This window comes from Enterococcus sp. FDAARGOS_553, from assembly GCF_003812305.1.
In the GTDB taxonomy this organism is placed as follows: domain Bacteria; phylum Bacillota; class Bacilli; order Lactobacillales; family Enterococcaceae; genus Enterococcus_D; species Enterococcus_D gallinarum.
The window spans coordinates 45,212-57,590 of record NZ_CP033740.1 but is presented as its reverse complement, the minus strand read 5'-3'; the positions used below and the strand labels follow the sequence as shown (position 1 = coordinate 57,590).

9 protein-coding genes are annotated in these 12,379 nt (G+C 43.5%); 2 read left to right on the top strand and 7 right to left on the bottom strand.

The window, feature by feature from the left end; all coding sequences use genetic code 11:
- Positions 1 to 35 precede the first annotated feature (35 nt).
- From EGX73_RS00680 to EGX73_RS00665, 4 genes are read right to left on the bottom strand one after another with little or no spacing between them, the layout of a single operon-like run.
- Positions 36 to 2,189: a transglutaminaseTgpA domain-containing protein gene (locus EGX73_RS00680; protein WP_029486558.1), complete on the bottom strand. Its 2,154-nt coding sequence runs from the start codon at positions 2,187 to 2,189 to the stop codon at positions 36 to 38.
- Positions 2,186 to 3,214, bottom strand: a complete 1,029-nt coding sequence (locus EGX73_RS00675; protein WP_081842085.1) for a DUF58 domain-containing protein — start codon at positions 3,212 to 3,214, stop codon at positions 2,186 to 2,188. The genes EGX73_RS00680 and EGX73_RS00675 overlap by 4 nt, the downstream gene beginning before the upstream one ends.
- Positions 3,214 to 4,152, bottom strand: coding sequence for a MoxR family ATPase (locus tag EGX73_RS00670; protein ID WP_003125938.1), 939 nt, complete (start codon positions 4,150 to 4,152; stop codon positions 3,214 to 3,216). The genes EGX73_RS00675 and EGX73_RS00670 overlap by 1 nt, the downstream gene beginning before the upstream one ends.
- 58 nt (positions 4,153 to 4,210) lie before the next feature.
- Positions 4,211 to 6,055: an FAD/NAD(P)-binding protein gene (locus tag EGX73_RS00665; RefSeq protein ID WP_029486561.1), complete on the bottom strand. Its 1,845-nt coding sequence runs from the start codon at positions 6,053 to 6,055 to the stop codon at positions 4,211 to 4,213.
- Positions 6,056 to 6,347: 292 nt separating this feature from the next.
- Here EGX73_RS00665 and EGX73_RS00660 point away from each other — a divergent pair, with 292 nt between their 5' ends.
- Complete coding sequence (locus EGX73_RS00660) at positions 6,348 to 6,728, top strand: VOC family protein (RefSeq protein WP_003125943.1); 381 nt, start codon at positions 6,348 to 6,350, stop codon at positions 6,726 to 6,728.
- A 109-nt stretch (positions 6,729 to 6,837) separates the two neighbouring features.
- On the opposite strand, the gene EGX73_RS00655 is transcribed toward EGX73_RS00660, so the two are convergent.
- Positions 6,838 to 7,833, bottom strand: coding sequence for an ROK family protein (locus EGX73_RS00655; RefSeq protein WP_003125946.1), 996 nt, complete (start codon positions 7,831 to 7,833; stop codon positions 6,838 to 6,840).
- Positions 7,834 to 7,999: 166 nt separating this feature from the next.
- Here EGX73_RS00655 and EGX73_RS00650 point away from each other — a divergent pair, with 166 nt between their 5' ends.
- Complete coding sequence (locus EGX73_RS00650) at positions 8,000 to 8,809, top strand: HAD-IIB family hydrolase (RefSeq protein ID WP_029486563.1); 810 nt, start codon at positions 8,000 to 8,002, stop codon at positions 8,807 to 8,809.
- 257 nt (positions 8,810 to 9,066) lie between these two features.
- Here the strand turns inward: EGX73_RS00650 and EGX73_RS00645 are convergent, their stop codons facing one another.
- Both EGX73_RS00645 and EGX73_RS00640 read right to left on the bottom strand, forming a co-directional pair.
- Positions 9,067 to 11,244 carry a GH92 family glycosyl hydrolase gene (locus tag EGX73_RS00645; RefSeq protein WP_005470864.1) on the bottom strand — a complete coding sequence of 726 codons (2,178 nt, stop codon included), beginning with the start codon at positions 11,242 to 11,244 and terminating at the stop codon, positions 9,067 to 9,069.
- An 18-nt stretch (positions 11,245 to 11,262) separates the two neighbouring features.
- Positions 11,263 to 12,333 (bottom strand): substrate-binding domain-containing protein, encoded by a 1,071-nt coding sequence (locus tag EGX73_RS00640; protein WP_005470865.1) that lies wholly within the window; start codon positions 12,331 to 12,333, stop codon positions 11,263 to 11,265.
- Positions 12,334 to 12,379: the final 46 nt, after the last annotated feature.

The following is a 12,379-nucleotide window of genomic DNA, read 5'->3' as shown; positions in this document are numbered from 1 at the left end:
AGCACTGCGTCTTCGGTTCTTTTTCTTGCTTTCATTTAATGGACTTGATTGATTTTCTTTAATTGACTGATTTGCTGGGCGACATGAAGAATCAGCTGTTGTTGGCCGTCTATTGGTTTCCCACCGTAAAGATAATCTTCATAGGTTGCCGTCAGTTGGATAAAACTCCCGTGGAAAATAGGATAAACAGCTTCCAATCGGCTGGCGTACTCACTAAGAGGTTCCGAATCAGCATGGAAAAGAACTTTTGCTGCTTGTTTCATCAAGACAGGATAGGCGGTTGGTAATGGTTCGGAGCGAAAGCGAGCAATCAACCAGATGCGAATTCGGAAAAAGTAGCGGCGCAAAAGATACAGTAATCCCAAGAAAACCAAGCATGCGATACCTTGCAGAAAATAACGGATCCATTGCCATGTTTCAGGTGAGAAAAGGTGTTCTTCTGCTGGCGCAACAGTTGTCGTCATTGTTGTGGAACTGCTGGTCTCACTACTGCTGCTGGTAGAAGACTCGCGACTAGAACTGCTCGTTTCAGGTAATACTTCAGAAGAGACAGTTGTTGTTTGCAATTCGGGACGATCAGGATTTTGAAAGTTCGGCGTCGGCTCAAACGGTACCCAGCCAAAACCGGAAAAATAGACTTCCGCCCACGAATGCGCGTTGCGGTTTCTCACGGTAAATGTTGTCAGGCCATTTTCAGTTTGAGCATCTCCTGGCGAAAAACCCTTGACCCAGCGCGCCGGAATATCGAGCGTTCGTAATAATACCACCATCGCAGTCGAGAAATTATCACAATAGCCAACTTTTGATTCAAACAAAAATTGATCGACATAGTCTTGTTCTTCTGCTGGATAGACGGCATCCGTTTTTGAATATCGGAATTCAATTGAATTTTTCAAGTGATTTTCAATGGCTGTGACTTGTTCGAAGATGGTACTTTGATCTTCTGTGATTGAGCGCGCAAGCTGCCGAATCCGAGCAGGAAGGTTCTCTGGTAATTGTGTATAGTCAACAGGAGTATCTGGCTGTTGCAGCGGCAAGGTTTGCAATGTTTCAGCGGCATAGTCCGCTGGCTGCCAAGCCAGTGAAACTTCAATCTGTTGTTGCGGCTCCATTAGATCGACTCGTTGAACCGCATCATCCACAATAAATCCAGTGGCTCCTTCTTTAATAGTGAGGTGATTGCTTCCATAGGGTAATGGCAAATAATCTCCCTGATTCTGCAAATAAAGCTGGACTGTTTCTTCTTTAAGATAATCTTGTTGATAATTATCATCTGCAATCCGGAGGGAATCAGGCACTGTTCGCAGATCTTCTTCTCGTATCGTGTTGATCCAACCCTTGCCAGAATAAAAATCTTTGCTTTCTACTCGCCAATAATGGCGGGTATCTTGTTGTGCTGTAAATAACACGGTATCATCGTCTAATAAAGGACCGCCTAATTGCCGATCATTTTCGCTAAAGCCTGTACGGGACCCGCTAGGTGCACCATGTTCTTCGATAAACTGATAAAAGCCGCGTTGATTCGCTTGTGTGCGTATACCAGTGGTAGCTGCTACCAAGCGATCGCGAATCGCGGTTCTTGGCAGCAGTGTTGCTCCAACCAACAGCAACGAACATAGCAGGGTGAGCCCCAGCCAGAACGACCATTCTCGTACTGTTTTCAGCTGTTGGGTTTTGATCAGGCTGCAAAGAACTCCGCAAAAACACACCCCCAACAAATGCCACGTTAGATTGAAATCATTAAAAATCACGACAGTCAGCAGATAGAGACACATTGCACCGTAGACAATATAAAAATGCTGGATGTAGATCGAGAACACAGCAAACAGAAGAATGCCGGTGACGATAATGGTCACTGCAACAAGTTCAGTGATATAACCGACTTTGCCAGCCAGAATCTCGCTGAGAGCTGTTTGCAAATCATAAAAATATCTTTGGAACCAAGTGAAGGAAAATCCTTCACCATAAGGAAAAAATCGGTAAAGAGTGACAAACCAGCCTACGATGTAAAAAGGCAGACTGTAGCGAAGACGAGGACTTAAAATACTCACGAAGCAAATCAGAAAGGCGTACAGAAGCAACGTAGTTTGGTGCCCCAAGTGGTAGACTGCTAAAAACGGCAGCACCGTCAAAATGATCGCAATGTAAGTCAGAGCTCCGATTATGGCTTTTTTGATCAAAGGATTCATTCAGACACCTCTTTGTTCGACAGTCGTTGGATCAGGTCATGATACGTATAAACTTGCAGCATGTTGCTTGGCGTCAAGGATTCCAGATAGACTTCTAAGGATTGCGAGACAGCCGGTGTGATGATAATCACCTGACGCCCTGAGATTTTGGGCAATGGTTCTGGGACTGTGATAAATGGCTGAATCGCTGCGAAAGCTCCAGCATGGATTTGATAAGGAGAATCCAGGTCCTCGCCGATCAATAGTTGCTGAAAAGGCATCTTTTTAAGCAAGAGATTTTGGAGCGAAAAGAAGATCGCCAATGTGTCTTCAAAAGCAGGGTGAGATTCACCCCAAAACAACAAAGTCAACTCCTGTTGTTGTTCCGTTTCATGTTCTCGATAAATCAGTTCTTGCTGTTTACTGGAGAGCTTCCAGTCAATATGCTTTAATGAATCCCCTTGCTGATAGTTACGGTAGTTTCGAATGGTGAAATTTGATTCCCCGTAAGTATATTTTCGCGGCTTTTTTTCAAAAAGTGTCATCAAGGATAGGACCTCGGGTCGATATTCTGGCAAAATGAGGATTTCTTGTTGGATTTTCATTTGCCGCCTTTTTCTGAAGAATCCCCAAAGTTCCTGACTTGTGAGGGTCAATGGCAGTCCATTATATGCTCCTCGAGCGGTAGGAAGCCACAGCACCTCTAAGCGGATGGATTCGCCCCAATAAAAAGTGAGCGTCTGTTCCTGATTTTGAAAGAGCAAAGACAGCTTTGGGATTGGCAACAGCGTTGGCCGATACTTGAAAACTTGCAGCGGCAAAGGCGTTTCTTTGTTTATTTGTGTTTGGATCGATTCTTCAAGAGTCACTTGGATTTTATTAAGGGAAGGCAGAATGAATAACAAGTCTGCTAGTACCAATAAAGTAACAAAAAAGAGGAGACTCCAACCTGCTTCATTATTGAAAACGATACAATAGCTTAGTAAAAGAAAATAAGTAACAAAAAATACCAGATATTTTCCCAATAACCGCTGTTTGCTCATCATCAGCGCCTCACTGGTACAGGAACGCGTTGGATCATTTGCTTCATGATCTCAGAGAGACTTTCCTGGCTGGCAGTAATCCCGCCTTTTAATAATAAGCGATGACCAAAAACGGCTGGCAAAATTCGTTGCAAGTCTTGCGGTGTCACATAGGTTCTTCCTTCGGTCAAAGCCAATGCTTTTGCCCCTTTCAAAAAGGCAATGCCGCCACGAGGGCTGATGCCTAAATCAATGGCATTATGGTTGCGGCTAGCTTGGACCAGCTGCAGCGCATAGCGAGCAACTTGATTGTCCACGAAAACTTGATCGACCATTTGTTTCAATGCGGTAACTTCCTGCGAGGTCAATATTGTCTGAATTTGATTGAGGGATTGCTGGCGTTGTCCAATCAGTAAAGCAAGCTCATCTTGAAAAGCAGGGTAGCCAATGTGTAATCGAAACAAAAAACGATCCAGTTGTGCTTCCGGCAAAGGATAGGTTCCTTCATATTCGATTGGGTTTTGAGTCGCCAACACAAAGAAGTGAGGGCTTAGCGCGTAGGTTTGATTATCGATGGTCACGTGATTCTCAGACATTGCTTCCAATAATGCTGCTTGTGTACGAGGTGTTGTGCGATTGATTTCATCTGCTAATAACACAGAAGTAAAGATAGGTCCCGGTCGAAATTCAAATTGCTGGTTTTCTGAATTGAAGATCGATACACCTAAGATATCATTGGGCAAAAGATCTGGGGTAAACTGAACACGCTTATAGTCGCTTTGGATGGCTTTTGCCAATGATTTGACTAGCATCGTTTTCCCTACTCCGGGAATATCTTCAAACAAAACGTGACCACCTGCCAATAATGCCGCCACAGTTAATTGGATCACATCACGTTTTCCTAAAATCACTTTCTCGACTTCATTGATCAACGCATCGATCTTTTGTAGTTCATCTGCCATTTTTCAACCTCCTTGAGCCTTTTCTTTTATTGTATCGGTTTTTATTTGCAATCGCAATTTATTGAAGGCAGCGCCTATCCCCAAGAAGAGAACTAGTCAAGCAATGGGCAGCAATCTGATCTGCTTGTCGTAAATTAAAAGCATTGGTTCCCGGTTGTGCTGTGGCGGCGGTTAGCCAGTGAATGCCTTCTGTTGGGATACCAAAACAGTAAAGTCCTTCTTGAATCTGATCATTTGGATCAAGCAACTGGCTTGTGGCCGGATCAAGCGCAATGGCACCTGTGTAAAACGGAGCCTCCTTAGGAATGTATAACTTATGAGGACTGGCAATGCCATCAGCTAGTAATTGTCTTAACAATGGATTAGCGGTACGACGAATATCCGTCGATTGAATCCGAGCTTCCAATACCTGCTTAGCGGCGTATCGTTGTTGGGGATAGCTGGCTGAATAAGCCACAAAGGTGCCGCTTTCTTCAACGATCATCTTTGGACCAAGAATCGTGACGATATCCGCTTCGATCAGTGCGATCAATTCACGAATGCGCTGAAGTGGGGGGCCAATCGATAAAAAGGCGTTCAATGGAACGAAAGACTGCCAGAATTTTTCTTTTAATGCTTTTGGCGAAAACAATTGCTGATCAAGCATAAAGCGAACCGGATCACGCAAATCTTTTAACAATTCAAACATACTACTGATCGGACTTGTTAAATTTCCTTTGGCCGCTTCTGTAACATCCCAAGTAAGATAGGTCAACAGAAAGTCGCGAACCGATTGGCTTTCTTTTCTTTTGTAAGGATCGAAGATATAGCGCCAGTCCAACCAATTTTGGTGAGGAATTTGGAAGTCTGTCAAAACATCGGCGGCGCCATTTTGGTGGACAAATTGTTCAGTAAAAGCCGCTTGATCATCTTCAGACTCTTGAGACAGCCAGCGTTGATAATAAACAAGTTCCATTTCTTTCTGCAAATAAAAGAAAAACTCAGTGGACTGATCTTGCCCTTTCGCTTGCCAAGAGCGGAGTCGTTCCGTTGTCAAGAAGCGAGGCAGAATCTGTTCTGTTGGATGCTTCTGATTGGCTCCTCGTGCGTGGTATGGCAAACCTCTTCCTGATCCGGCAATGATTGTTGGTTCATTGCCAGAAGGAATGTAGCGAAGGCGATCAGAACCAATAAAGACACCGCCGCGATCAGTGGTCAAACGGGTGACATAATCAAAGAACGCCAATCCTAGACCTCGGAGAATGACGTGTTCTCCGCCTTTAACTTTATTAAAATCGACATCCGCTGCATTCTGAGGCGGAGAATACAAAAAGCCTTTCCGGCGGGCGAATTCGTTTAATCGATCTTCTTCTTCAGTGAGCGAGACTTGATGATGCCCAACTGCCAGAATCACTCGGTCCGATTGAAGAGAGTGCCTGTCTGTTTTTAGTAAATAGTGCGTTTGTTTCGGTATTAGGCCGATGGCGTTTTCCTGCAAATACGTGAATGTGATGAATGGGGGCAATGTTTCAATCAATTGCTGATAAAACCATTTCTGATACAGCCCGTATAATGCGCGAGAACAATGACCGTCAGGATCCAACTTGTCAATTTCTGATACCAGTGAGGGCTGATTTTTTTTAGCAAAATTCCTACCGTCTTTTTTTGCCCATTCGTAAAGACTGGGACCGGGGTTGATCGGGCCACCAGTTTCTAGCGTTTCGTCAGTAAAAAGGGTGACTTGACTGGTCACAGAATTGAGTAGCAAACTTTGCGGTTGATTCGTTTGCCAAATAGCGCCTCCAGGGGGATAGGGATCAATCAATGTGAGAGATAGAGACTGCTGATTGATACTTGCTTGAGCAATCAACCTTTCACATAGTGACAGTCCTCGTGGTCCAGCACCGATGATTGCGATGTTCATTTTCATTCCTCCTTCGCAAACTGGAGAATCTTTTTTGATCGATGACTTATTTTCTTTCACTTTAGAGAAATTTTTGAGGAACTGCAACTATTGCGACTGGTTTCAGAAAAACCATTCAAGTAATGGCTTAAAATATGAGGAAATAAGAAGAAAGAGGATTGCTCTGTGATAGGACTAAAATTGCTGGAAAGAAGAAACTTCGATACAATGAATAAGAGAAGAATTTGGATGTGCATGATTAAAGGACAAGTAAAGTGGATTCTTTTCATAAAAAAGCGAAAAGAGGGATACAATGTTTGTGGAACACATTGCCATTTGGGTTCGTGATCTAGAAAAAATGGCCGAATTTTATGAAACGTATTTTGGTGCCCAACGTTCTGAAAAATATCACAACACCAAGACTGGGTTTCAATCTTATTTTTTGCGTTTTGATTCTGGCAGTCGTATCGAATTAACGACAAAGCAGCATCTTCACCCTGGTGGAACAGATACACTGGGTTACACGCACTTAGCGATGGCTCTGAAAAGCCAAGCGGAAGTGGATGCTTATGCCCAACGTTTTGTTTCAGATGGCTTTCCTCTGCTGAGCGGTCCCCGCACAACAGGGGATGGTTATTATGAAGCGGTGATCCAAGATCCTGAAGGGAATTTGATCGAAATTACTGTTGCGTAAACAAAAAACGAACGGTGATCCCCTGATTTGGCGTAACTTTTCGCCTGCAAAAAGGAGAGATCTACTCGTTCGTTTTTTTGGCGCAACTCCCAATGCCCAACGGAAAGGTTTAGCAAGATAGATCGTAGGGGGTATTGCGGAAAAGCAGCCAGTGCATACCCAAGATCATGGCTTGGTCGAAGTCGTGAACAAAGGTATATACAGGATGATTCGGCTGTTTGGTAATAAAAGGGTCGTGAGTGATAGCCGCTAGCAAGTCTTCTTCTATTGCTGCTGTACTGGCAAAAACAAAGCGATCAGGAGCAAAAGCAGCATTATAAAAAGGCACTAAAGCAGATAAGCGGGCCACCAATTCTTGAGTACTTTTTGGAGCACCTTTGTCGATAAAGCCGGGTAAGTATTTTGCTTCTCCAGCAAGCGCATTTTGGCCTTCTAACAGAGAAGCATTGAAGATCAACGTGATCCCTGGCATGCTGTTTTCGGGATTATAAATACCGACGATGTTTTCCGAGAGAGAAATCTGCTTGGCGATACAATGGCCAACGGTCAGCAAATGGGCATCATTTTGATAAAAGCAAGGAATAGGCGTAATCTCCTTGAATAACTGGTCAAGATCCCATCCATCAAACTTTTCATACCAGCTGGAAGTCACGACACCCTCACTGATTTTTCCTGGCAACAGCACAGCGATCTGTTCGACATCAGCGAAAGCTTCGATAGATTGTCGGACAAGATTCTGAAAGGCTGTCGGTGTGATCTCGGAAAAAGCTTGGTGCTGCGCAGCTAAGATCGTTCCTTTCAAATCGATGTGGTAGCTTCTCAACTCCAATTGACGATTTACTTCTATCAAAGCGAGCAACAATGATTTTGAGTACTTATAGTTAAAGCAATATTCGATAGCTGGGCGCCCAATCTCTCTTTGAACGAGCTTGCCTTTCGTTACCATTCCCTCTGAAACAAGATCTTTTAATAAAGAATTGATCGTCACCATGCTGATGCCGGTCTCTTTTACCAGATCGGATGCAAAAGAGGTCCCTTTTTGAAACAATTCTTTTAAGACGACTTGAATATTCTGGTGGCGAATCAAGTTTTTATTGGCAGACATGTTATTGCCTCCTTTAGTGAACCTAGTTTATTAAGTATAGCGATGAAGCGCAGTAATGTAAAGAAAGTTCCTAAAGCGATTGACGGTTTTCAGTTAAATAAGTATATTTAATTAAGGTAGTTAAATAAATAGAGCGGCAGCGACGCGGCGAAGGATGTGGAATGAGATGATCAAACTGATCATTACAGATTTAGATGGAACATTTTTAAATAGCCAGGGGGCCTTTGATCAAACCTATTTTGATAAAGTCAGCCAGATGATGGAACAAAGAGGGATAGCCTTTGCCGCTTGTACTGGCAAGCAGTGCGAGCGCGTAGAAGAACTGTTTGGGGATCAAGCGGCGAAAATCTGGATATTAGGGGATAGTGCCACACGAATCAAACATCAAGGAGGCTATGTGTTTGAATCCTTACTTCCAAATGCATTGGGGCAGCGTTTGATCCAACGATTAGAAAAAATAGCAGATGACCATGTGATCATTGCCTGTACCCCAACAGCCGCTTATATCAAGGAAACGACAACGGAAGAAAAGGCAGCCCGGGTTCGAGGTTCTTATCGTGTTGTCAAAACGGTCACCAGTTATAGTGAGATCCAAGAAGACTTCGTGAAAGTGACGGTATATGATCCTAAGTTACGTTGTTTCGATAGCGTCAAGCAGCTGTCTTCTTTTGCAGCAGATACCTACATCGTTGCTTCAGAAGCTGCGTGGATCGATATCACTAATCAAGGTGTCCATAAAGGGACAACAGTAGCCCAATTACAGAATTTGCTGGCAGTGAGTCCCCAAGAAACGATGGTCTTTGGGGATGGATTGAATGACAGCGAATTAATGGCCGCTGGCACCTACAGCTTTGCAATGAAAAATGCTTTTGAGGAAATCAAGGAAGCTGCAGCTTTTGTGACCCGCTCCAATGATGACAATGGTGTGCTGCGAACCATTGAACTGATTTTGGCGTTACAGGAATCTAATCATTGATCTAATCGATTTAGGCTATCGGTTCATTGATTGATAGCTGCAAAAGAGCAACCAGCAAAAAAGGTCTGCAACATAAGTTCTTCAACAAACTGACTATCTGAAGGTTGTTGTAATTGTCCGGCGGTCAGCAGGGTATCTCCATAAGTGGGAAATACCTCGCGCAATTCAATTACTGTCATTCAGATAGTTTAGTTTGGTTGATCCTTATGTCGCAACCTTTTTTTCTTTCGGTATTGCTCGTTCTTTAAAAAAGGTACCTACCGATTTTCATTATGGTCTTCATTCGACTCTTGACTATGCGACAGACTATAAGGATAAGCTTCCGCTGACCAAGTCTTACTGCGGGGAACGATGCCTAGAGTATAGCGGATCGTCGAACCAGCGATCAGTTCATCATGAGTAAAGAACAACCGAGAGTGTTGTTTACCATTTAGAGTCACATTGTCGATAAATTGCTGCTGCGGCTGATTTGGCGTGCTGTGGATTTTAAGTTCTTTTCCATTCGACAAAAAGAGTGTCGCTTCGTCAAGCAAAGGCATCCCCAAAACGTATTCGCCGGTACCAGGAGTGACAGGATAGAAACCTAATGCGTTAAAAACATACCAACCGGACATGCTGCCATTGTCCTCATCTCCAGGATACCCTTTTGGAGAATCATCGAAACATTGGGTCAGCAATTGTTTAATCAATGGTTGTGCCATTTCTGGTTTGCCAATGTAACTAAAGAGATAAGGATAGTGGAAACTAGGCTGATTCGAGATAGCTAACTGACCAAAATCCAAAGCCGCCATTTCACTCATTTCATGAATCTCAAAACCGTAGCCCTCGGTAGTATAATGGGGAGCTTGATTGCACAAATCCACCAGTTTTTGTTCAAAGGATTGTTTGCCGCCATGAGCTGCGATCAGGCCAGCAAAATCATGGAACACAGCAAAGCTACTTTGCCACGCACTCCCTTCTGCATAATCACGACCCCAACGATAGGAATCAAAATCCGTCCGAAAATCACCGGCTTTGTCTTTTGCTCGCATAAAGCCTGTTTCTGAATCAAAGATCGCTAAATAGTTTTTTGCTTGCTGCTGATAGTAGCTTGCTTCAGGGTCAGCCAGAGAACTTGCCACTTGGGCAATGCAAAAATCACTGTAACAATAATCAAGGGTATGATTGACAGATTCATGGTACTCACTAGGAACATAGCCGTATTTCAAGTAATCGGCAGTTCCTTGCCGGCCGTAATTTGGATTTGGACTCTGAATGGAGGCTGCTTTCTTCATAGCTGTTAAGAGCTCTGGCATCAAGTCAGGTCGAATTCCTTTGACGCAGGCATCAGCGATCACAGCATCGATCAATGTACCTGGCATCAGCCCTCGCTCATCAGGTGATAACCATTTTGGCAAGAATCCGCTTTCTTTAAAGCTGTTCAAAAATCCTTCCAACATATCTTCTAGCTGCTCGACCGCAATCAGAGAAAAGAGTGGGTAGACTGTTTTGTAAGTATCCCAGAAACCATTGTTTGTATAAAGCGGTCCTGGTTTGATGGTCTTGGCAAGTGTATCGTAATGGATTTTTTGACCAGATTGATCTCGTTCATAAAAAGTCTGTGGGAATAAAAACAACCGATAAAAATTATGATAAAAAGTTGAAACTTGTTTTGGATCGTGGTGCTTGATATCTATTCGATTCAAGTAATTTTCCCATGATTGCTGCGCATTAGACAAGTAGTCAGTTGTTGTTTGATCCAACTCACGGCTGAGATTCAGAAAGGCTTGCTGAGAACTTAAAAAGGATGTCCCAAAACGGATCGTTTGCTGATTTTTTTCTTCAAAACGAATCACCACAAAGCCATTTTCTCCTGATAATTCCCCTTCAATCGCATGAACAGCTGTTTCAAAACGCAAGATGAAGTGAAAAGCAAAGTCATTGTCTTCACAACCAGAGTAATTGATGACCTGTCCTTTGACGGTCTGTTCGTCGACTTGCTGCAGCTGATAGCGCCCAGGCAAAGAGATTCCTAAGCCAGGATCAGTCACTGCACCATCTAGAGCCAGAATGCCTCCGTACATGCTTGGGATCAATGTTGTAGTGAGTTGGTAGCGTTGGCTTTTCACTTGTAAACAAGCTGGATTGAAGACACTTTCTTCTGGACGATAGGAACTTTGGGCATGAAATAGTGTATTTTCTGATAACTTCCCATTAATAGGCAAAAAAGTAAGGTGACTAAAATCGCCCATCCAAGGGCTTGGCTGATGGGTCAGTCGAAATCCTTGAAACGTACGGTCTTCAGGATGGAACCACCAACTTCCACGTTGGTCGCTTGTTTGAGGGGCAAAATAGTTCATGCCAAACGGAACCCCTGTATAAGGGAGACAGTTGCCGTGAGAAAAGCTGTATTGATTATCTGTCCCATGCCTCGTATCGATCATTGTTACTTTCATTTTGTTTGCTCCTTTATGTCATTGTTTTTGGTCAATTGTTGAATCTCTGACAACTAAAGTGACTGCGACTTTCTGATTCGCTGTTGCAGACTCATCTTCTTTGGCGAGCGGAGATAAGTCGGCAGCAGTTGACTGAATCAACTGTACTAATTTTGTACCAGCCAAACGACCCAACTCGGCAAAATTTTGTTTTACAGTGCTGAGAGGTGGATCCACCAATGCAGCCGCTTGAATGTCATCGAAGCCGATCACAGCAAACTCTTTTGGAACCTGAACCCCAACTTGTTTCAATTGGCGCATCAATTCGATGGCGACAAGATCATTCTCGCAGACAGCCCCAGTCAACTGATTCTCTTGAATATAACTAACAGCTGATGACAAAAGTGCCTGAGGATCATCAAGTTTTGTTCGAAAAGACGACTGTTGCTTTTTTAATTGATCCACATAGCCTAGATAACGTTGGCGGACAGACTGTGGATGGTGACGTTCACCAAAAATATAGCCAATGCGTTGATGACCTTGTGCCAAAAGATGTTCAGTCGCTAACTGTCCTCCTTCAAAGTTGTCTGCCAAAACAGCTGGGAATGAGAACTCATGCAGTGCTTTATCAAGTGTGACGACAGGGAACCCTTGCGAAGCCAGTTCGAAAAGCAGATCATAATTTGAATTCGTGTTGTTAGCGTAGTAGATCATTCCGTCAAATTCTTCTGTCAAAGCTTCGGCCGTGGTTTGCTCCAGATAATCAACAGGTGTCAGCATCAATTCGAATCCCTGTTCCTGCATGACTGGATAGATGCCTTCCGTAAAATTGCCAAGGGAAAGGTCATTCGCGAAGGGTAAAATAAACAGCACTTTCCCCTTTGATTGTGGTTGGATCGGTCTACGAACAAAACTGCCACTTCCTTGAATACGATAGATCAGCTGATTTTGTTCCAATTCAGTTAAGGCTCGCTTGGAGGTGATGCGACTCACTTGGTATTTCTCTGACAATTCCTTTTCAGTAGGGACACGGCTTTCCGGAGCTAACTCACCGCTTTGAATCTGCTCATACAATTCGTGATAAATTTTTTTGTATAATGGTTCTTTCATGAGTTGATCTCCTTTTTTTGATATATCATATTCACAGGATAGCATA

Excerpts from the sequence above, each read along its gene's own strand:
- EGX73_RS00650 (WP_029486563.1), top strand. The coding sequence starts at position 8,000 with ATGATCAAACTGATCATTACAGATTTAGATGGAACATTTTTAAATAGC.
- EGX73_RS00655 (WP_003125946.1), bottom strand. The coding sequence starts at position 7,833 with ATGTCTGCCAATAAAAACTTGATTCGCCACCAGAATATTCAAGTCGTC.
- EGX73_RS00640 (WP_005470865.1), bottom strand. The coding sequence starts at position 12,333 with ATGAAAGAACCATTATACAAAAAAATTTATCACGAATTGTATGAGCAG.
- EGX73_RS00675 (WP_081842085.1), bottom strand. The coding sequence starts at position 3,214 with ATGATGAGCAAACAGCGGTTATTGGGAAAATATCTGGTATTTTTTGTT.
- EGX73_RS00680 (WP_029486558.1), bottom strand. The coding sequence starts at position 2,189 with ATGAATCCTTTGATCAAAAAAGCCATAATCGGAGCTCTGACTTACATT.
- EGX73_RS00665 (WP_029486561.1), bottom strand. The coding sequence starts at position 6,055 with ATGAACATCGCAATCATCGGTGCTGGACCACGAGGACTGTCACTATGT.
- EGX73_RS00670 (WP_003125938.1), bottom strand. The coding sequence starts at position 4,152 with ATGGCAGATGAACTACAAAAGATCGATGCGTTGATCAATGAAGTCGAG.
- EGX73_RS00660 (WP_003125943.1), top strand. The coding sequence starts at position 6,348 with ATGTTTGTGGAACACATTGCCATTTGGGTTCGTGATCTAGAAAAAATG.
- EGX73_RS00645 (WP_005470864.1), bottom strand. The coding sequence starts at position 11,244 with ATGAAAGTAACAATGATCGATACGAGGCATGGGACAGATAATCAATAC.